The 22683-nt window shown below is 27.6% G+C and carries 17 protein-coding genes; 14 read left to right on the top strand and 3 right to left on the bottom strand.

Going from position 1 to position 22683, the window contains the following annotated elements; translation table 11 throughout:
• Nucleotides 1-7 precede the first annotated feature (7 nt).
• From ABCM86_RS10795 to asnB, 5 genes are all read left to right on the top strand, one after another.
• Entirely contained in the window at nucleotides 8-3508 is a 3501-nt protein-coding gene (locus ABCM86_RS10795) for an FAD-dependent oxidoreductase (RefSeq protein ID WP_343003990.1), read from the top strand.
• Nucleotides 3509-3800: 292 nt separating this feature from the next.
• Nucleotides 3801-4559: a MerR family transcriptional regulator gene (locus tag ABCM86_RS10790; protein ID WP_307994023.1), complete on the top strand. Its 759-nt coding sequence runs from the start codon at nucleotides 3801-3803 to the stop codon at nucleotides 4557-4559.
• Between the two features lie 267 nt (nucleotides 4560-4826).
• Nucleotides 4827-6146, top strand: coding sequence for a hemolysin family protein (locus ABCM86_RS10785; protein ID WP_343003989.1), 1320 nt, complete (start codon nucleotides 4827-4829; stop codon nucleotides 6144-6146).
• A 425-nt stretch (nucleotides 6147-6571) separates the two neighbouring features.
• Nucleotides 6572-7789 carry a threonine ammonia-lyase gene (gene ilvA, locus ABCM86_RS10780; RefSeq protein WP_295675351.1) on the top strand — a complete coding sequence of 406 codons (1218 nt, stop codon included), beginning with the start codon at nucleotides 6572-6574 and terminating at the stop codon, nucleotides 7787-7789.
• A 227-nt stretch (nucleotides 7790-8016) separates the two neighbouring features.
• The gene (gene asnB / locus ABCM86_RS10775) at nucleotides 8017-9858 is read left to right on the top strand and encodes an asparagine synthase (glutamine-hydrolyzing) (RefSeq protein ID WP_343003987.1); all 1842 of its coding nucleotides are present in this window, start codon (nucleotides 8017-8019) and stop codon (nucleotides 9856-9858) included.
• Nucleotides 9859-9985: 127 nt separating this feature from the next.
• On the opposite strand, the gene ABCM86_RS10770 is transcribed toward asnB, so the two are convergent.
• Nucleotides 9986-10714, bottom strand: a complete 729-nt coding sequence (locus tag ABCM86_RS10770) for a hypothetical protein (protein ID WP_295675347.1) — start codon at nucleotides 10712-10714, stop codon at nucleotides 9986-9988.
• Between the two features lie 288 nt (nucleotides 10715-11002).
• Between ABCM86_RS10770 and ABCM86_RS10765 the strand changes: the two genes are divergently transcribed.
• The 5 genes from ABCM86_RS10765 (at nucleotide 11003) to ABCM86_RS10745 (ending at nucleotide 17018) form a co-directional block, all read left to right on the top strand.
• On the top strand, nucleotides 11003-11470 hold the full coding sequence (locus ABCM86_RS10765) for a MarR family transcriptional regulator (RefSeq protein WP_343003986.1): 468 nt from the start codon (nucleotides 11003-11005) through the stop codon (nucleotides 11468-11470).
• A 115-nt stretch (nucleotides 11471-11585) separates the two neighbouring features.
• Nucleotides 11586-13880 (top strand): ABC transporter ATP-binding protein, encoded by a 2295-nt coding sequence (locus tag ABCM86_RS10760; protein ID WP_343003985.1) that lies wholly within the window; start codon nucleotides 11586-11588, stop codon nucleotides 13878-13880.
• Nucleotides 13873-15735: an ABC transporter ATP-binding protein gene (locus tag ABCM86_RS10755; protein ID WP_343003984.1), complete on the top strand. Its 1863-nt coding sequence runs from the start codon at nucleotides 13873-13875 to the stop codon at nucleotides 15733-15735. Before ABCM86_RS10760 ends, ABCM86_RS10755 begins: the two co-directional genes overlap by 8 nt.
• Before the next feature lie 85 nt (nucleotides 15736-15820).
• A complete protein-coding gene (locus ABCM86_RS10750) occupies nucleotides 15821-16264 on the top strand; it encodes a YaiI/YqxD family protein (RefSeq protein ID WP_295675341.1) in 444 nt (147 codons plus the stop codon).
• A gap of 115 nt (nucleotides 16265-16379) precedes the next feature.
• Nucleotides 16380-17018, top strand: a complete 639-nt coding sequence (locus ABCM86_RS10745) for an HAD family hydrolase (protein ID WP_243269595.1) — start codon at nucleotides 16380-16382, stop codon at nucleotides 17016-17018.
• Nucleotides 17019-17086: 68 nt separating this feature from the next.
• Here ABCM86_RS10745 and ABCM86_RS10740 read toward each other — a convergent pair whose 3' ends face one another.
• Nucleotides 17087-18202: a DEAD/DEAH box helicase gene (locus ABCM86_RS10740; RefSeq protein ID WP_195930966.1), complete on the bottom strand. Its 1116-nt coding sequence runs from the start codon at nucleotides 18200-18202 to the stop codon at nucleotides 17087-17089.
• A 493-nt stretch (nucleotides 18203-18695) separates the two neighbouring features.
• Between ABCM86_RS10740 and ABCM86_RS10735 the strand changes: the two genes are divergently transcribed.
• Nucleotides 18696-19310 carry a YitT family protein gene (locus ABCM86_RS10735; protein WP_343003983.1) on the top strand — a complete coding sequence of 205 codons (615 nt, stop codon included), beginning with the start codon at nucleotides 18696-18698 and terminating at the stop codon, nucleotides 19308-19310.
• Between the two features lie 96 nt (nucleotides 19311-19406).
• Here ABCM86_RS10735 and ABCM86_RS10730 read toward each other — a convergent pair whose 3' ends face one another.
• On the bottom strand, nucleotides 19407-20237 hold the full coding sequence (locus ABCM86_RS10730) for a Cof-type HAD-IIB family hydrolase (protein ID WP_295733183.1): 831 nt from the start codon (nucleotides 20235-20237) through the stop codon (nucleotides 19407-19409).
• 179 nt (nucleotides 20238-20416) lie between these two features.
• On the opposite strand from ABCM86_RS10730, the gene ABCM86_RS10725 reads away from it, so the two are divergent.
• The 3 genes from ABCM86_RS10725 (at nucleotide 20417) to ABCM86_RS10715 (ending at nucleotide 22569) form a co-directional block, all read left to right on the top strand.
• A complete protein-coding gene (locus ABCM86_RS10725; protein WP_343003982.1) occupies nucleotides 20417-21319 on the top strand; it encodes an AraC family transcriptional regulator in 903 nt (300 codons plus the stop codon).
• A gap of 179 nt (nucleotides 21320-21498) precedes the next feature.
• Nucleotides 21499-21810, top strand: a complete 312-nt coding sequence (locus tag ABCM86_RS10720) for a DNA-binding protein (protein WP_195930970.1) — start codon at nucleotides 21499-21501, stop codon at nucleotides 21808-21810.
• Between the two features lie 72 nt (nucleotides 21811-21882).
• The gene (locus tag ABCM86_RS10715; protein WP_343003981.1) at nucleotides 21883-22569 is read left to right on the top strand and encodes a CPBP family glutamic-type intramembrane protease; all 687 of its coding nucleotides are present in this window, start codon (nucleotides 21883-21885) and stop codon (nucleotides 22567-22569) included.
• Nucleotides 22570-22683 lie beyond the last annotated feature (114 nt).

The following is a 22683-nucleotide window of genomic DNA, read 5'->3' as shown; positions in this document are numbered from 1 at the left end:
TAGAAAGATGAATAAAATAAGATTAAATATAGATGACAGAGAAGTTTTAGGTCTTCCAGGACAGACTATTTTGGAAGTTGCAAAAGAAAATAACATATTTATTCCTACACTTTGTTATGATGAGAGAGCTGAGATATATGGTTCATGTGGAATTTGTGTAGTTGAAGTAGAAGGTAGCCCAAAATTATTTAAAGCATGTGCAACTGAAATAGCACAAAATATGATAATAAAAACTGATACAGAGAGAGTCAGAGAATCTAGAAAAACAAATTTAGAATTATTACTATCAAATCACAATGGAGATTGTAAGGCTCCTTGTTCTCTAGGATGTCCAGCAAATACTGATTGCCAAGGATATGTAGGGCTAATTGCTAATGGACTTCACAAGGCAGCTTTAAAATTAGTAAAAGATAAGATACCTCTACCAGCATCAATAGGAAGAGTCTGTCCACACCCTTGTGAATCAGACTGTAGAAGGGGATTAGTTGAAGAATCAATATCAATAAAAGAATTAAAGAGATTTGTTGGAGATAGAGATTTAAACTCAGATGATCCATATATACCAGAAATATCAAAACCAACAGGTAAGAGCGTTGCAATAATAGGTGGCGGACCTGCAGGTTTATCAGCGAGTTATTTCCTTGCACAAAAAGGGCATGATGTTACTATAATAGATGCAATGCCTAAATTAGGGGGAATGCTTCGTTATGGAATACCTGAATACAGATTGCCAAAAGAAATACTACAAAAGGAAATAGATTTAATAGCTAAAATGGGTGTTAAGATGCAAACTAACACAAAAGTTGGTGTAGATTTATCATTTGAAGCTATAAAAAATAAATATGATGCAGTACTTATAACAATTGGTGCATGGTCATCAATAGGACTAAACTGCAAAGGTTCTGACATACCTGGTGTTATGGGTGGTATAGACTTCCTTGAAAAAATCGCGAAAAGCAAAACTATAAATTTAGGTGAAAGTGTTGCTGTAGTCGGCGGTGGTAATGTTGCAATGGATGCATGTAGAACTGCTGTCAGAATGGGTGCAAAAAAAGTCTACAACATATATAGAAGAACAATAAAAGAAATGCCAGCAGATGAGATGGAAATAAGAGAAGCACAAGAAGAAGGGGTTAGATTTGAAAATTTAACTAATCCAATCGGCATAATTCCTGGTGAAGATGGCAGAGTAAGTAAAATAGAACTTCAAGTTATGAAACTTGGCGAACCTGACGAGAGAGGCAGAAGAAGACCAGTTCCTGTTGAAGGTCAAACAAAAGTTTTAGATGTAGATACAGTTATAATAGCAATAGGTCAACAAGTAGATTCTAAGTTATTTGATGGAATTGAGAAAACAAGAAAAAATTCATTAGTATATGACCCATCTACTTATATGACTGCAACTAAAGGTGTATTTGCATGTGGGGATTGTGGTAATGATAAAGTTTCTATAGCAGTAGAATCAATAGCAGATGCAAAAAAAGCGGCAGAGTCTATAGATGCATATTTATATGGTAAAGAATTAAAATATAAAAAGCCTTATGTCCATGAAAGACATGATTTAACAGAATTATCTTTTGAAGATAGAGAAAGAAAATATAGACCTAAAATTAAAGAATATGGTCCAAAAGAAAGAAAAGAGCACTTCCTTGAGATAACTGAGGGGCTTACTGAGAAACAAGCTAAAGATGAAGCTAGAAGATGTTTAGAATGTGGATGTCAAAAGTTCCACGAATGTAAATTAATAGATTATGCTAATATTTATGATGTTGAGCCAGAAAGATTAGAAGGTGAAAAAGTAGTTTTACCAATAGAAGACAGCCATCCATACATATTAAGAGATATGAATAAATGTATCTTATGTGGATTATGTGTAAGAACATGTGATGAAGTTATGGGTGTTGGTGCATTAGGTCTTGTTTCAAGAGGTTTTGATACAGAGGTTAAGCCAGCTTTAGAACAAGGTCTAGAAGAAACATCTTGTATATCTTGTGGTCAATGTGTGTCAGTTTGTCCAACAGGTGCACTACAAGAAAAAACTAACTTAAAGAAAAATGTACCTCTTCAAAAAGAAACTACTGTCACTACATGTTCATATTGCTCAGTTGGATGCAAAATAGAATTAAAGACATATGGAAATCTTCTTATAAAATCAGAACCAAATAAAGAAGGTCATGTAAATGAAGGATTGATATGCGGTAGAGGGAAGTGGGCATTTGACAGTGCAATAGATGACGACAGACTTAAAAAACCATATATTAAAATAAACGGAAAATTAGAAGAATGTAAATATAGAGATGCACTTACTATAATAGCTAAAAAAGTAGAAGTTATAAGAAGTAAATTTGGCAAAGATGCAGTAGCTATATCTATATCTGATAGATATACCAATGAAGAAGCTTATGCGATTAAAAAATTAGCAGATCAATTAAATGTAAAAACACTGTGCTTTAATCATAGAAAAAGCGGACTTGAAAAAGTATTGGGAGTTAATGCATCTCCAAACAGCATGGATGAATTACTGGCAACAGATGTTATATTAGCTATAGGATTTAAACCAGAAAACAATCCTATACTTGGTATAAAATTAAAGAAAGCTGCTAAAAATGGAGCAAAATTACTATTTATAAATCCAAGTGAATATAAAATATCAAACTATGGATTTGATGCAAAAACTGTATATACAAGTAACGAAATATCAAAAATAAAAGAAATAGCAAAAGCTTTAATAGATATGGGTAAAACTTCTGATATAGAAGGCTTTGATGCATTTAAATCATCACTTGAAAATATAGAAGTATCGGATGAAATAAGAGAAATTGCACAGATATATGCAGATGCCAAAAAAGCTATGATAGTATTCCAACAAAATATGGTTAGTACAGATATAGCTAGTTTAATAGGGGAAATAGCTATTCTTTCAGGTCATATAGGCTCTCCAAGAGATGGTATATTACAAGTTAAACCTAAGTGTAACTCTCAAGGATTAATAGATCTTGGAGTAACAGATGGCAGAGAAGCATTAAATAGTGTAAAAGGTCTATTATGTTTTGGAGAAGACCCAGATGTCGATTTATCATCACTAGAATTCTTGATGGTATCTGATACTCATATGACAAAAACTGCACTAAGTGCAGATGTTGTCCTTCCTGCGACAAGTTTTGCTAGTACATTTGGTACATTTACTAATACAGAAAGAAGACTACAGAGAGTAAGCCCAGCTATGAGAGAAAATGTAGAAGTTCCTAACTGGAAGATACCAACAATACTTTCAAAAATATATGAAAAAGATTTTGGATTTAAATGTATAGATGATATAAGATTAGAATTAAATGATGTCAATGAATTGTATAGAGAGGGAAATGTCGGACAATTACTAGGTGGTATATTAAAACCAAATAAACCAAAATTTGTATACATACCAGATGGATTGATGGTAACACCTTTAAAATCAACAGATAATTTAATGAATAAAATCAATGAAGAAATATTTAAAGGCTTGATATAGCAAACAAATATTGACTTTATGGAAATTATGTACAATAATAAATATGTGAGTTGATTTTTTAGGAGAATTTGAAAGCCTAGGAAAATCTTCCTTGAAACATATCAAATTTATTATTAGTTTGATGTGGTGTAAAAAAGCCCTAAAATGCAATATCTTTATATAAAATAACATTACTTAGATTTTTTATCTAAGTAATGTTATTTTTTTTCAGAAAAATACTTGACCTTGACGTTACGTAAATTTATATAATCTAACTATAATCAATAAATCAAAATTTTAAGGAGGAAAATATATGGAGTATTCTATAAAGGATTTAAGTGAAATAGCAGGTATAACTACTAGAACTTTGAGATACTATGATGAAATAGATATTTTAAAACCAGCGAAAATATCAGATTCAGGATATAGAATTTATAGTGATAATGAAGTTGATTTACTTCAACAAATACTTTTTTATAAAGAATTGGGATTAGACCTAAAAACTATAAAAGATATTTTATCATCACCATCATTTGATATATTAGAAGCCTTATATAATCATAAAGAAAATCTGCTTAAAAAAAGACAGATGATCGATTTATTGATAAATAATGTAGAAAAGACAATTAAAAGTAAAGAGAGGGGTTATAAAATGGAAAATAAAGATAAGTTTGAAGGATTTAAAAAAGAATTAATTGATAAAAATGAAGAAATATACGGAAGTGAAATAAGAAAAAAATATGGAGAAAATACAATAGATAAATCTAATGCAAAAATAATGGGTATGACTCAAGAAGACTATAATAACTTTAAACAACTAGAAAAAGAAATAATAGATACATTGAATTTAGCTATGGATGAAGGAGATTCTAAAGGAAAATTGGCTATGAAGGCATGTGAACTTCACAAAAAATGGCTTAGTTATACATGGAACTTTTACTCTAAAGAAGCACATAGAAATTTAGGTGAAATATATACTCAAGATGAAAGATTTAAAAAGTATTATGACGATAATAGAAAAGGAATGGCAGAGTTTTTAAGAGATGCCTTAATTGAATTTACAAATAAATAAACTTTACAAATAAATATTATTAATCAAAAAATAGCACCCTACAATTTAGGGTGTTTTTTTAATTCTAAGGAAATTATACATTATTGGGTTTGTAGATAATGTATAATTTCCAACCTATTAACTAAAGCAACGGACGAAGTCGTTGACGCCATGAATGTAGTGAATTTTTACATTTTTTACAATTTATGGTCTAATGTATACAATGTATATGTTATAATATAAACTAGATTAAGTTTCAGCATTGTGTAAGGGGGCACATAATTTAATATGGAGATATCAGTATTATTAATTTCAATTTTAGTTTTAACAATTATAAATATATTTTTTGTACAGTGTAGATATTCTCTATCTAAAATAAATAATAATGATCTACAAGAAATTGAGAGTAAAAGTAATTTAGCATTAAACAGATGTAAAAAAATTAAAGCAAAAGAAAAAGAATTTTTATCAGTATGCCAATTTTCAATAATAGTTTGTATTATGAGCATAGGATTAATTCTATATAAAATATGTCAATTTATACTTATAGAATACAAAATTACAAATTATACTTTAGAAGACATTGTATTTATATTAATTTTATTAGGAGCAAGTGTGTTAGAAGCTATAATAGGCTTTTATATTCCAAGAGGGTTATCAATAAAAAATCCTAAAAAGATACTTCTTAGAAATTCGATATTTTTAACAATTATTTATGCATTTATAAGACCATTTTCAGTAATTATAGATTTTATATCATACAAAATATGCAGAATTTTTCAGGGAGACGATTTTGATATTTTACAAGAAAATTCATCTAAGCAAGATAGTTTTTCAGTAATTACAAAAGATAACGAAAATTATAAATATGGTATATATAAAAAAGGATTTGTGGATAATATATTTAGTTTTGAGGAAAAACAAATAAGAGAAGTTTTAGTTCCGAGAACAGATATGATATGCATAAATTTAGATGATGATGAGGACTATATATTTAATTTAATAAGAGAAGAAGGATACACTAGATATCCTGTTTGTGGAAAAGATAAAGATGATTTATTAGGTTTTATACATATTAGAGATTTGTATAATCAAAAATTAATTGAAAATAAAATTGATTTAACTAAAATATTGAGAAAAATAACTTATGTATCTGAAAGTGAGCTGACAAGTAGAGTACTAGAAAAGCTTAGAAAAGATAGAGTTCAAATGGCTGTTGTAGTAGATGAATATGGTGGAACATCTGGCATTATAACGGTAGAAGATATACTAGAAGAAATTGTCGGTGAAATACAAGATGAATTTGATGAAAATGAAGAACTAGATATTGATAAATTAGATGATGGATCTTATATTGTACAGGGAACAGCTACTATTACTGAGATTAATAAAGAATTAGGAATAGAAATCGAAAAAAATGGATTTGACAGTATTGGCGGTTGGATGTTTTTTATGCTAGGAATGGATATCAAAGTCGACCAAAGTGTAAATTTTTCGGGATATAAATTTAAAGTATTAGAGTTAGATAAATTTAGAGTTGTTAGTGTAAAAATAGATAAAATTGATAAAACTAATAAAAATGATACAGAAAATAGTGAACGAAATTAAAATAAAATAAAATTTTTAATAAAATTATAAAAAACTATAATTAAATTATTCAGGGGTATCGTTTTCTTGAGGGTGTATAAAATAAAATAACCCTATATAAAATATAAGATAGGATATGTACAATAAAAAAATTAAAAGAATAGACTGAAAATACTCAATATTACAAAATTAAAAAATACCATTGCACAAAAAATAAAATATTATATAATGATATTGAAAATGTTTTCTGAACAGGAAAACCTTTATATAAAAAATATTTTATATGGAAACTTAAAATAAAAATTAATTTAAGAGGGTATTATTTGAAAATTATATAAGAATGATTTATAAGGGCTTATATAATAAATATTTAAAGATAACAGTAAGTGGGGAAAAGCTTATTATGTTATTATAGTCAAATATTTTAGAGAAAGACGGTGCAAGAAATGTTAAAAGTAAATCTTGAAGATGTAAAAAAAGCAGAAAAAGTATTAGAATATATAGTTAAGGAAACACCATTACAAGAAAGCAAAGAACTTAGTGTTAAGCTTAATGCAAACGTTTATTATAAATGTGAAAATCTACAAAAAACAGGTTCATTCAAAATAAGAGGGGCTTGCAATAAAATAGCAAATTTAACAGATGAAGAAAAAGCTAAAGGCGTAATAGCTTCTAGTGCAGGAAATCACGCTCAAGGTGTTGCATTAGGTGCAAAAATGACTGGAATAAAATCTACTATAGTTATGCCAGAAACAGCTCCACTTGCAAAAGTAACAGCAACTAAATCATATGGTGCAGAAGTTGTATTAAATGGATTAGTTTATGATGATGCATATGCAAAAGCTGTTGAAATACAAAAAGAAACAGGAGCTACTTTCCTTCATCCATTCGATGATGAATATGTAATAGCAGGACAAGGAACAATAGGTCTTGAAATATTTAAACAATTAGATGGAAATGTTGATACAATATTATGTCCAATTGGTGGAGGTGGAATAATATCTGGTGTAGCTGTAGCTGCAAAAGGATTAAACCCAAATGTAAAAATAATAGGTGTTCAAACAGATAATATACCATCAATGAAAGTATCAAAAGAAAATGGAAAAGTAACTACTGCATTTAATGGAGCTACTATAGCTGATGGTATAGCAGTAAAAACTCCAGGAAGTTTAACTTTCGATATAATAAATGAACTAGTAGATGAAATAATAACAGTATCAGAAGAAGAAATAGCACAAGGAATATTATTCTTAATGGAACATCAAAAAGTTGTTGCAGAAGGAGCAGGGGCAGTAACTACAGCAGCTTTATTATCAGGAAAATATCAACCAAAACAAGATGAAAACGTAGTATGCGTAATATCTGGGGGAAATGTAGACGTAAATACTTTATATAGAGTAATAGGAGTAGGACTTGCATCACAAGGTAGACGTTATTCATTTAGCGCTACTATGACTGATAAACCAGGAGGATTCTTAGAATTAATAAGTATAATAAGCAAATCTAATGCTAATATACTTAGTGCTAACCAAACAAGATTATCTTCAGGTGGAGTAATCGGTAAGCAAGTTGCAGAATTTATACTTGAAACATTTGACCATGAACATATAGCAAAATTAAAAGCTGAGATGAATGCAGCTGGATTTGAAATACAAGATTTATAAAAAGCATTAACTATAAATAAAAAGCAGTCATAAAATATTTTATGACTGCTTTTTATTGTGAAAAAATCATTTTTGTAAGTAGAAAAAAATATATATATTTAAGAACATTTAAAATAAAGATTTGTTTATTTATTAAGATTTATTTATTCATAAAAAATACATTTTAATTAGACAATAATTCTATATATTTCATATAGTAATATATCTTTAAAAAAGGAGGCTATATTATGTGTGGTATTGTAGGATGGTCTAACCTCAAAAATAATATAAGAGATTACTCCGATATAATGGATGAAATGATTGATACACTAAAGTTAAGAGGTCCAGATTCGGCTGGATTAAAGACTTATAACCATGCACTTATGGGTCATAGAAGACTTATAATAGTAGACCCAACAGGTGGGATGCAACCAATGACAAAAATAATTAATAATAAAGAATATACTATTTGTTATAATGGAGAACTTTATAATACAGAAGAAGTTAGAGCGGATTTAATTTCTAAAGGATACAAATTTGATTCATATAGTGATACGGAAGTTTTATTGACATCTTATATAGAATATGGGCAAAAATGTGCAGATTATCTTAATGGAATTTTTGCATTTGGAATATGTGATGAATACAATCAAGAATTATTTTTATGTAGAGATCAATTAGGAATAAAGCCACTTTTTTATTCCTATATAGATGGAAATTTGATATTTGCTTCAGAAATAAAGGCGTTATTAAAACACCCATATATTGATTCTATAGTAGATAGGGATGGACTGATTGAGCTTATATCTTTGGGACCGGCGCGTACATTAAATGGAGCAATATTTAAAGATATAAAAGAAATTCCACCAGCACATTATTTACTATTTAATAAAAGAGGTATTAACTTAAATGAATATTGGAAATTAGAGACTATGGAGCATGAAGATGATATAGATACAACCAAGAAAAAAGTAAGAGAGATGCTAGTTGAAATCATTGAAAATCAATTAGTAAGCGATGTTCCTGTCTGCACTTTTTTATCAGGTGGACTTGACTCAAGCGTGATTTCATCAGTTGCCTTTGATAAATTTAAAAAAGATGGATTAGGGGTATTAAACACATTTTCTATTGATTATAAAGATAATGAAAAATATTTCAAAAAGAATTTATATGAGCCAAATTCTGACCCTGAATATGTAAAAAGAATGGTAGAATTTTTGGGTAGTAATCATCACAATATAGTATTAAATAATATCGACTTAGCACATGCTTTAGATGATGCAACTAAAGCAGCTGATTTGCCAGGAATGGCTGATGTAGATTCATCACTGTATTTATTTGCAAAAGAAGTAAGAAAATATGCGACTGTAGCTTTATCAGGAGAATGTGCAGATGAAGTTTTTGGAGGGTATCCTTGGTTTACAAGAGAATACGACTCTATAGAGATATTTCCTTGGGCAAATTCAATAGAATATAGAAAAAACATTTTAAAACCAAGTCTAAAAGACCTACCTATTGAAGAATATGTAAAACAAACTTGTAGAGACAGCATAAATAAAATAGATAAATTACCAAAAGAAAGTCATGATGATAGAATTATTAGAGAACTTACTTATCTCAATATAAAATATCAAATGTTAACTTTAATAAATAGAAAAGACAGAATGACAATGTCTAATTCATTAGAAGGAAGAGTACCATATGCAGATAAAAGATTAGTACAATATGCTTTTAATTTTCCAAAAGATATAAAATTACTACATGGAAGAGAAAAGGGATTGCTTCGTGAAGCTGTACGAGGTATAGTTCCAGATGAGATTATAGATAGAAAGAAAAGTCCATATCCAAAGACACATAATCCAGAATATACAAGAGAAGTAAGTAATATGCTTAAAAAAATATTAGAAGACAGATCGTCTCCAATACATCAAATTATTGATTATGATTTTGTATCAAATATAGTTGATACTGGGGGCAAATCTTTCAAAGAACCTTGGTACGGTCAATTAATGACAGGTCCTCAAGTTATAGCATATTTAATCCAATTAAATAACTGGATGAAGTTTTATAATGTAAAATTAGATATATAAAATACAAAATGAAGTAGGATATATTAAAAATATTTTTATATATCCTACTTTTATAATTTCTAACTTATTATTTAAAGCAACGGCAGAAGTCGACTGCTCATGAACGCAGTAAATTTTATATATTAAATTAATTATAATTCATAGAGCTCATAAAATGGTCTAATTTGAATTTTGGATATATTGGTTTAGCTTTTAATACTTTGCTTTCAACTTTGAAATATTCATATTGTTCAGAGCCTTCCACACAGTATTTATTTATTGATAAATCAAACATATCTTCTTTAGTTCCAAAATTCATGTAATCTAAATATTTTTCTTTTATATCAGGATTTTTAACAACTAAATCTCTAAATTTTCTTTCTACTATTTGTAACTCGCTTATCAAGTCTTTAGTTTGTTCTTCTATTGAAGTATTAATATAATCAGTATCTCTAGAGCTGTTAGTTAAATCACTCATAATTTTATATTGAATAGTTTTTATTTTTCTATTTAATACTCTAGATAAAAAGAATAAAGCCCCTAATTCTTTTTCAATTTCATGTTCCCCATTCATTAAAAGTCTTACTGATTTTAAATCTTCTTTATTGAATATTGTTAATTGAGTACCTTTGTCAAAAACGAGTTTTAATGGAAATTTTAAATCATCTTTTGTTATTTCGCCTTTTAAGATTCCATCTTCAACTACCATTATTCTAGAACCTTGGTAAATAGCAAAATTTTGTCCATAATTATAATATAAAGTTTTTGTAGGAACTTTTTCTCCAAATTCAAATGATCTAACATTTCGAGTCGTTCTTACAACATCTCCATGTTCAATAATAGGATAATAAAAACATTCAAATTTAAATTTATCCATAGTTATCCCCCCTGTAAAATAAAAATAATTAAATATGTACATAATTAATTATAGCTATAAAAATAGAATTTTGCATAAAAATTTAGAATTAAAAATAAAAAACAAAAAAATACAAAATCTTTTAAAAGCATTTAAAATATAGAAAAAATAATGGTTTAAAAATAATAATCTTTTATAAAGTAAGTATAATAATATTGACAAAACAAAAAAGGTTGATATAATAAATAGTTGAATAAGGAAACTATTTATAAAAGAAAAAATTGAAAGAGTAAATTTAAGTTAAGGGAGATGAAAAAATTGTGTGATAATATAGAAATAAATAAAGAGCTTTTCGATGTTATAATGCGATTAAAAAGACAATCACATGGAAATATTAAATTAAAAGATTTATATGCAGGGGAGTTTATGGCATTAAGAATTATCTACAAATTAAAAATGGATGAAGATAAAGATTCCCTAGGAGTTAAAACATCTGATATAAGTAATTGCATGTTTATGAAAAAACCTGCAACTTCAAAAATGCTAAATAACTTAGAAGATAAAGGATACATAATTAGACTATCTGATAAAAAAGATAGAAGAATTACTTATATTGATTTAACACAAAAAGGTATTGATTTACTTGAAAAACACCATAAAGAAATGGTTGATTACACAAATTTAGTAATAAGTAAATTAGGTAAAGAAGATACAGAAACACTTGTATACTTACTTAATAAATTAAGCGACATAATGGAAGATCTAAATAAAAATTAATATTATTAAATAAAATTCTAAAGGCATAGAATTGAAATTTTATTGATATATATTAAACTAAATTATAATTTTTAATAAATTATAAAATTAAAATCATTTTAAGAAAGGATTGGCTATGACAAAATTATTTAAGTATTTGAAACAGTCTTGGGTAGCTATTTTAACAATATTAATATTATTAGCATTACAGGCTACTACAGAATTATCATTACCAACATATACTTCAAATATAGTAAACGTTGGTATACAACAATCAGGTATAGAAAATGCCACTATAAAAGCTATCAGAGAAAGTGAGATGGATAAGTTAACAACTTTCATGAGTGATAGCGATAAAAACAAAGTCCTAGATAACTACAAATTAATTAATAAGGACAGTTTAAGTGAAGATGAATTTAACAAATATAAAGATGATTATCCAGCTATAAAAGATGAATCTTTATATATATTAAATACAAAAAATAAAGAAACTATAGAAAAACTTAGTGATATATTAGCAAAACCAATGTTACTAGTTTACAATATAGAAAACAGTTCAGAAGGAAATAAACTTTCAGACTCTATGACGTCTAAGTTAGCGCCAAGTGCTAACCAAACAAACATGGATCCAAGCCAAATGGCGAAGTTTATGGATAAAGATGGGGAATTTGATATATTTGCATATATAAATGCAATGCCTAACGATGCAAAAGAAGATATATTATCTCAAATAGATAAACAATTTGTTAATCTACCAGAGACAATGTTAGACCAAGGAGCAATAACATTTGTTAAAGCTGAATATAAAGCAATGGGTGTTGATTTAGACAGTCTTCAAATGAATTATATATTTATGACTGGGCTAAAAATGATAGGTTTAACAGTAATAAGTGTAATATGCTCTGTAACAGTTGGATTTATGGCGGCTAGAGTAGCAGCTACATTAGGTAAAAACTTACGTGCTATGACATTCAAAAAAGTTATGAATTTCTCTAAAAAAGAAATTAGTGAGTTTTCAACTGCATCACTTATAACTCGTAGTACAAATGATATACAACAAATACAACAGATGATGGTTATGATGCTTAGAATGGTATTCTTCGCACCATTTATGGCTATCGGAGGGATTATAAAAGCACTAAGTACAAATCTTTCAATGAGTTGGATTATAGCTCTTGGAGTAGTATGTGTATTTGGTATAGTTTTAGTAATGTTTACTGTTGTAATGCCTAGATTCAAAAAACTACAAAATCTTGTAGATAGATTAAACTTAGTAACAAGAGAAATACTTACAGGACTTGGAGTTATTCGTGCATTCAGCAACGAAAAATTTGAAGAAGATAGATTTGACGTAGCAAATAAAGATTTAACAAAAGTAAATATGTTTGTAAATAGAATGATGTCATGTATGATGCCAGCTATGATGCTTATAATGAACTTAATTTCTATATTAATAGTTTGGGTTGGTGCCAAAAATATAGATTTAGGAAATATGCAAGTTGGGGATATGATGGCGTTTATCCAATATACTATGCAAATAGTAATGTCATTCTTAATGATATCAATGATATCAGTTATGATGCCTAGAGCAGCAGTATCTGCAAATCGTATAGATGAGGTATTAACAACTGATATATCAATAAAAGAAGTTGAAAATGTTGAAAAATTTGATGATGATAAAAAAGGTTTAGTAGAGTTTAAAAATGTATCATTTAAATACCCTGATGCTGATGAAAAAATACTTCACGATATTTCATTTATAGCAAAACCAGGCCAAACAACAGCCTTTATAGGAAGTACAGGTAGTGGTAAATCAACTCTAATAAACTTAATACCTAGATTCTACGATGTAACTGAAGGTGAAATAAAAGTAGATGGAATAAACATAAAAAATGCTTCAATACACGATTTAAGAGAAAAAATAGGTTATGTACCTCAAAAAGGTGTATTATTCAGTGGAACAATAGAATCTAACATAAAATACGGAAATAAAAATGCAGGTGAAGATTTAGTAGAAACTGCATCAAGAGTAGCTCAAGCTACAGAATTTATAGACTCTAAACCAGATAGATATGAAACTCCAATATCACAAGGTGGTTCAAATGTATCAGGTGGTCAAAAACAAAGATTATCTATTGCAAGAGCAATTGCTAAAGAACCAGAAATATATATATTTGACGATAGTTTCTCTGCACTTGACTTCAAGACTGATGCAAAACTACGTAAAGCATTAAAAGAAGAAACAGGAGATGCGACTGTTTTAATAGTAGCTCAAAGAATAAGTACTATACTTCATGCTGAGCAAATAGTAGTTCTAGATGAAGGTAAAGTTGTTGGAATAGGAAATCATAAACAACTTCTAAAGAATTGTGAAGTATATAAAGAAATTGCTTTATCACAACTTTCAAAGGAGGAGCTAGAAAATGAGTAATGATAATAGAAGAGGACCTGGACGTGGACCTATGGGACATGGCCGTGGAATGATGCCTGGCGAAAAAGCAAAAGACTTTAAAGGTACTATGAAAAAATTAATGTCTTATTTGGGTAAATATACTTATGCTATTATAGCAGTATTTATATTTGCTATAGGTAGTGTTGCATTCTCAGTAATAGGGCCTAAAGTTTTGGGAAAAGCGACAACAGAGATATTTAATGGATTAATAGGTAAAATCTCTGGTGGAGATGGAATAAACTTTGACAGAATAAAAATAATCTTATTAACTTTAGTAGGTTTATATTTAGTAAGTGCGATACTTTCTTTTATACAAGGCTTTATAATGAGTGGTATATCTCAAAAATTAGCGTATAACTTGAGAGATGAGCTTTCTAAAAAAATAAATAGATTGCCAATGAGTTATTTTGATAAAACTACAAATGGTGAAGTATTATCTAGATTTACAAATGATATAGACACTTTAGCACAAAGTTTAAATCAAAGTTTAACTCAAATAATAACAGCAGTAACTACTTTAGTTGGTGTATTTATAATGATGCTTACAATAAGTGGTGTTATGACGGTTGCAGCACTTGTAATAATACCAATTGGGATGTTTGTAATATCAATGATAATAAAAAGATCTCAAAAATTCTTCGCACAACAACAAGCATTTTTAGGAAATGTAAATGGTCAAGTAGAAGAATTATATGGTGGTCACTTAGTTGTTCAAGCATTTAACGGTCAAGGTGATGCTATAGAAAAATTTGATGTAACTAACGAAAAATTATATCAATCAGCTTGGAAATCACAATTCTTATCAGGTTTAATGCAACCTTTAATGAGTTTTGTTGGTAACTTAGGATATGTATTAATATCAATATTAGGAGGATTTTTAGTAATTAAAAATTATATCGAAGTTGGGGATATACAATCATTTATCCAATATGTAAGACAATTTAATCAACCATTAAATCAAATTGCACAGATATCAAATCAATTACAATCAACAGCAGCATCTGCAGAGAGAATATTTGAATTCTTAGCAGAAGAAGAGGAACCAATTACAGAAAATGATTCTGTTAAGGTTAGTAGACATGATGGAGAAGTAGTATTTGACCATGTTAGATTTGGATATGATGAAAATAAAGTAATAATAAAAGACTTTAATGCTAAGGTTAAACCAGGTCAAAAAATAGCTATAGTAGGTCCAACAGGAGCTGGTAAGACTACTATAATTAAATTACTTATGAGGTTCTATGATGTGAATAGTGGTGCAATATATGTAGATGGTAAAAATATAAAAGACTACAATAGACAAGAACTTAGAACTCATTTCGGTATGGTTTTACAAGATACATGGTTATTTAGTGGTTCTATAAAAGACAATATAAAATACGGAAAATTAGATGCTACAGATGAGCAAGTAAAACAAGCTGCTAAAGCAGCTCACGTAGATCACTTCATAAAAACTCTACCATCAGGATATGATATGGTATTAAATGAAGAAGCAAGTAATGTTTCACAAGGTCAGAAACAATTACTTACAATAGCTCGTGCAATACTTGCGGACCCAGAAATACTAATATTAGACGAAGCTACAAGTTCAGTTGATACAAGAACAGAAGTATTAATTCAAAAAGCGATGGATAATCTAATGGAAAACAGAACAAGTTTCATAATAGCACATAGATTATCTACAATAAGAAATGCAGACTTAATATTAGTTATGAAAGATGGAGATATAATAGAACAAGGAACACATGAAGAGTTATTAGCTCAAGATGGATTCTATACTAACTTATATAACTCTCAATTTGACAATGACGAGGACCAAGAACAAGCTGTATAATATTAAAAAGGGGATATTGCCTAATAGGTGAATATCCTCTTTTTTAATTCTAAGGAAATTATATTTATCATATTAAGGAGAGAAAATGAGAATATTGATAGATGGAGATGGATGTCCAGTAATAGATGAATGTATAAAAATATCAAATAAATTTAAATTAGAATCTATAATATTTTGCGATACATCGCATTATTTTGATAATAAAAACGTAAAGGTAGTTGTGATATCAAAAGGTGTTGATGCTGTTGATTTTGCTATTTTGAAAAACTTACAAAATGGAGATATAGTAATTACACAAGATTATGGTCTTGCATCATTAGTACTAAGCAGAAATTCATATGCAATAAACCAAAATGGCATGGTTTATACAGACGAAAATATAGAAGAACTATTATTTTCAAGATATATATCTAAAAAAATGAGAAATAGTGGAGCTAGATTAAAAGGACCTAAGAAAAGAGATAAATATCAAAATACAGTTTTTGAGCAAAATCTTGAAAAATTAATTTTAGAGAAGATAACAAAATAAAAACTTTAAATTATATTTATTAATCAAATATGCTTGTAAAAATAATACACTTACTGCTATCATTAAGGTATTATTAATTGTTGTTAAATTATAATATTAAATGGGAGAAATTTGTATGACGAAAAATTTTAAAGATATCGATAGTATAATATTTGACTTAGACGGAACACTATGGGATTCAAGAAAAGAAGTTGCAGATTCTTGGAGTGAAATAATAAAACAATATGATTATAAAAGGCAAGATGTAAGTTTTCAAGAAATAAATGATTTAATGGGAAAAACTATAGATGAAATAGAAGATATATTATTCCCAGATATACCTAAAGAAAAAAGAACAGAAATACTAGCTGAAGCTTGTAAACATGAAAATGAATATCTAGCTAAATACGGAGCAAGATTATTTGATAATTTAGAAGATACTCTTGAAAATCTTTCTAAAAAATATAGATTATTTATAGTAAGTAACTGTCAAACAGGTTATATTGAGGCATTTTTAAATTATTATAATTTAGATAAGTACTTTGAAGATTATGAACATCCTAAAAAGCCTGAAACTGTAAAATCTGACAATATCAAATTAATAGCAAAAAGAAATAATTTAAAAAATCCAGTTTATGTAGGCGATACTCAAGGAGATGCAAATGCAACAAAAGAAGCTGGACTAGAATTTATATATGCTAGTTATGGTTTTGGAAATGTAGAAGAATATAAATACAAAATTGAAAAAATAGAAGATTTACTTGATTTAGTATAAACATAAATTTAAAATAAAAACTCCTATTAATAAATTTTTATTGATAGGAGTTTTACTTATATAAGATATTATTTATCTAATTCAACTAATCTTCTTGGTATTTGATATTTTATATCGCTTTCAATTTTTTCAAGTGTTTTAGAGTTTTTTGGATCGACAAACATACATGTATATCCATCATTACCTATTCTACCAGTTCTACCGATTCTGTGGATATAATCTTCACTAGTCTCTGGAATATCATAGTTGTATATATGTGTAATTCCTGTTATATCTAGACCTCTAGAAGCAACATCTGTAGCTATTAGATATTGTAAGTCAGCTTTTCTAAATGATTTTATAATTCTCTCACGTTTTGCTTGTGGGATATCACTATGTAGTTTTTCACAATTATATCCTTTTACTGCAAGAGCCTCATCTAGTGCATCAACTCTTCTTTTTGTTCTACAGAATATTATAGCCATAAATGGATTATCTTCATCTAAAACTTTACATAAGGCTTCTTGTTTATGTCTATCTGTAGTTTCAACAACTTCTTGTTTTATAGTATCTAAAGTTATTTCTTTAGATTTGATAGTTACCTCAACTGGGTCTTTCATATATCTATAAGCTAGTTTCTTAACTTGTGAATCAAGTGTTGCAGAGAAACAAAGTGTTTGACGTTTTTTATTAGTTTCTTTTATGATTGCCTCGATTTCGTTTTTGAACCCCATAAGTATCATTTGGTCAGCTTCATCAAGCACAAGAGTATTTAATTTGCTTAAATCGATTGATTTTCTGTCTAAATGGTCTAAAAGACGTCCAGGAGTAGCTATAACTAATTGTATATTTCTTTTTAGCTTGTTAAGTTGTGATTTTATATCTTTACCACCATAAGCAGCTAATATATTTATATTTTTATCTTTATTTAATTTTTCTGCTTCATTATATATTTGTATAGCAAGCTCTCTAGTAGGGGCTAAGATAAGTGCTTGTATATTTTCATTTTTAGCAGATATAGAATCAAAAACAGGTATTAAGAAAGCAAGAGTTTTTCCTGTACCAGTTTGAGATTGAGCAAGTATATCTTTATTATTTTTTATAAGAAGTATACTTTCTTCTTGGATAGGTGTTGGTGTCTTTATCCCATTTTTCTTAAGTGTATCTATTAATTCATCGCTTATTTTTAAATCTTTAAAATTCATAATCATACCTCTTTCAAATAAATCTACCTTAACAATATAACATAATAACTTATTAAATTATATATATTATAACCATATAACGCTAAAAATTAGGATAGTATTTCTAAACTAATAAAAAATTAATATAAACACAAATTTATAAATACTAAATTTGAAAAGTAGCTAATCTAAACTTTTTGATTAGAGGATGTGCTTCAATACATTGAAAATACTAGGTTTTATTTTAATGCATAAATAAACATAATAAAAAACAAAAAAATCATTGAAAAAAATTAAAAAAAATTGTATAATTTTAAGTTTGCAAAAGTGAGGTATACATATCGGATTTTATTATATATAATATAAATATAGATAATTAGAAAAACGAAATATATAGTTAAAATCACACTAGACTACAAAGTGATATTTAATAAAATTAATAATTTTTCTAATTAAAACTATTACAATAAATAATAATCAATTTCCTCGTTGGAAGGAGAAAGGTGGTAACAAAATGAGTAGTCGGCAGATGATAGAAAAGATAGGATTTATATTGTTTGGGACAATAATACTATCTTTTGGATTTTACAATTTTTATTTTTTAAATCATATTACAGAAGGTGGAGCATTAGGATTTTTATTACTTCTAAAAAATCTATTTGGAATACATCCATCAATGGCGAGTATAATAATTGATTTTAGTTTATTATTAATTGGATATAAGATTTTTGGAAAAGAATTTTTCTTATATTCATTATTCGCATCTTTTGCATTTTCAGTAACATATGGAATATTTGAAAATATAGGCCCAATATTACCTTCAATAAACAACAGCTTAATTAATGCAATATTAGGTGGTATATTTGTGGGAGTTGGATGCGGAATAATAGTCAATACAGGGTGTTCATCAGGAGGAGATGATGCATTAGCATTAGTAATCGCAAAGACAACATCTTTAAGTGTGACTAAAGTTTATATTTTAATGGATGGAGTAATACTTTTATTATCTCTAAGTTATCTATCAGCAGACGCTATTTTCTATTCAATGATTGCATCTACTCTTAGTGGAAAGATAATCGATCTATTTTTGGCACATACAAAAGGCACATTACGACTTATTACAGCATAGTTCGTCTTAAAAATTTAATATAAAAATAAAACACCTATGCTATTAGTTATAGGTGTTTTTGTGTTTGTTTATGATTTTATATTTAAATAACATAGATTAAATTAGGTTTAGGGTTTTAAATGCTTTATATAATCCATCTTTTTCAACATCATCTGTAACTATATCGGCCATCTCTTTTATTTTTTGACCGCCACTTCCCATAGCAACACCTATATTACAATGTTCTAACATAGGTATGTCCACATTAGCATCTCCAAATGCTATAGTATCTTTTATATCAGCACCAAGGTAGTCAAGTAGACTTGATATGGCACTAGCTTTATTAATATTTTTTACACCTAAATCTCCAAAAAGTGCAATTTCACCTTTTCCACCCCAAGTACCAGGATTTAAATCTGGAAATTCATCTATAGAATCTAAATGATCTTGGTAGCTATTAAGTATAAAACTAACTTTATTTACATCATCTCTATACAATTCACCGTCAAATAGCATATCTGGAAATGCCTCTCTAACAGTAAGTGAATTAGAAAGATTGCCTTTTCTATTGCTATATTCCTGAATTACTGGTTGGCCTACAGTTTCAAAGTTTTCACTAGCATAAAGACCGCTATTACTTTCTAAGTAGAACTCTAATTTTTTATTATGTAGCCAATCTACTATATGTTTACATTGTTCATATGTTATTGTATTATGCATAACTACATTATTATTGTCTTCTACATAACTTCCATTGCCGCCAATCATACCATCAAGACCTATATCCCATAATTCTTGATATACTTCAGATTTACTACGACCAGTACATATATATACTTTATGCCCATTATTTCTCGCTATTTTAATAGCCTCAACTGCTGATTGTGGAATATTATTGTCATAATCGACTAAAGTACCATCAACATCTATAAACAAAATTTTACTCATTTTAACTTGATTCCTTTCATCTTAATATTAAATTCAACATTAGCAAAATATTGAATATTAAATTCTATCTTCATGAGATTACTCTTATTTAAATATATATTATCTTTTAGATAGATTCAGTCGATATATGTTATAATTATATAACAATATTCCAAAATTAGGGAAAAGAGGTGGATTACGTGTCAATTCAAATTCCTATAAATAGTGATTTATCAGAAAATGTAGAGTATAACAATCCTAATTTTCCTGCATATATAAAGCCAGGTATACTGTCATTATATATGGACTATAAAGCTGTTAGCCATTGGCATGATGATTTAGAGTTTATTGTTATACTTGAAGGGAAAATGTCATATGAGATAAATGGAGAGAGAATTGAAATATCACAGGGAGAAGGACTTTTTATAAACAGTAGACAACTTCATAATGGTTTTTCAGATGAAAAACAAGAATGTAAGTTTATCTGTATAGTATTGCATCCGAGTATCTTATGTGCAAATGAATGGTTTGAAAATAAATATATAAAATCACTTTTATATAAGAATGAACTAGAATATATCATATTAAAAGAAGAAGTAAGTTGGCAAAAAAGAATATTAGATCTACTAATAGATATGTATCAATCTGTAGATGATGAATTGATTTACTTTAAAGTCCAACAATCATTTTTTGAAATATGTGAAATAATATTTAGAAATAAAGATATATGTGTAAATAGTCATAATTTCAATTCATTAAAACTAAATACATTAAAAGATATGATAGGGTTTATCCAGAAAAACTATAATAAAAAAATTGCATTAATTGATATAGCTAGTTCGGGAAATTGTTGTAAAAGTAAATGTTCAGCAATTTTTAAAGAGCTTTTAAAACAATCTCCAAATCAATATTTAATAGACTATAGACTTGATAGAAGTAGAAATCTATTATTAAGTACCGACAAAACGATTTTAGAAATAGCTATAGAAGTTGGATTTAATAGTTCGAGTTATTACTGTGAGGCATTTAGGAAAAAATACAGTACAAGTCCAACTCAATACAGGAAGAAACTAATTGAAACACAAAATATTAATTTACAATAAATATTTAAGTCCCATAAAAAAACAAAATGACTACAAAGTAGACATAAAACACAAATAATATAAGAAAATGCTTGAAATTTCAATGAAAATAACGAATGAATTTACCCCTAAACAACAAGGATTTTTTGATGATTTAAAGAAATTATAGTTTAGAAACTAATGAAAAGGGGATGTTATTTATGGGTTTATTTAAAACAAAATCAGATGAAAATTGGAAAATAAATTATATTAAAGAATTTAATGAGATGAGAGCAGAATATGAAAAGAAAATATTAGCTAAGCAAAATGAAATAGACGAATTAAAAAAACAAATAGATGAATTAAAATCTGTTAAAAGTAATTTAAAACCTAAAGAAAAACAAATAAGAGATAGCGATATAGCATCTATAAAAGAGCTTAGAACAGAAGGTCTTAGCTATAGAGAGATTTCACAAAAAACATGTTGGAGCAAAGCTACAGTTTGTAGAGTATTAAATGGTTTTTACGATTAGATTTTCTTGTATACTCACGATTATAATATGCTATAATTAATAGATAGTATTATGAAGCGTGGGTGATAAAATTTGGATAAAAAAAGTATTAGTATAAGGGAAAGAGAATATATATTAGATTGTTTTTTAATATTAATTGTTTTACAAATTGCTAGAATAATTATAAAAAACGTATTATTGAGTGTACTTAGTTTTACAGCTATAAATTTAAATATAGCAAATATAATATCGATTATGATAGTGGGCATAAGTGTTTTTCTCTTTTTAAGAGGAAGTAGTTTATTTAATCCAGCGGGATATAGATTGACACAAATGGCCAATAAATATGAAAATAAAAAGATAAGAATAATATTATTTAGTATTATGTTAGTAGGTTTGGCTTTGACAATTTTACTAAAAACAGATTATGTATTTACTGAAATACTTATGATGTGTTTGGCAACAATAGCTATACCAGTATATGAAGAATTATTATTTAGACAGTATTTATGGAATTACGTAAATGGATTTGTAGAAAATCAAAAGACAACATGGATCGTTATATCAATAATATCTGTGTTATTTATATTAGGATATTGGGATATCATAAGTCAAAATCTACAAGTTATAAGTAGTGATAAATTTGCAATAGACGTAGTAACATCTAAAATGGGGTTAGGTATATTAATCGCAGTGGCAACAGGTTTTATGAAATATAAATATAAAGATATATACTTATGTATATTTGTACATATTATAATAAGTTGTATTTTTCTTTAAAAATATATAATTTATGTAAGGCTCTTAGAATAATCTCTAAGAGTCTTTTAATATAAAAAATATTAAAAAAATTAGTGTTTTTAATAACTTAAAAAATTTATATAAATTATAATT

The organism is Clostridium sp. 2218st1_F5_2218SCRN_220325, assembly GCF_039062665.1.
Taxonomy (GTDB): domain Bacteria; phylum Bacillota; class Clostridia; order Peptostreptococcales; family Peptostreptococcaceae; genus Intestinibacter.
The sequence above is the reverse complement of the archived record's forward strand: the minus strand, read 5'-3'. Positions and strand labels throughout refer to the sequence as shown.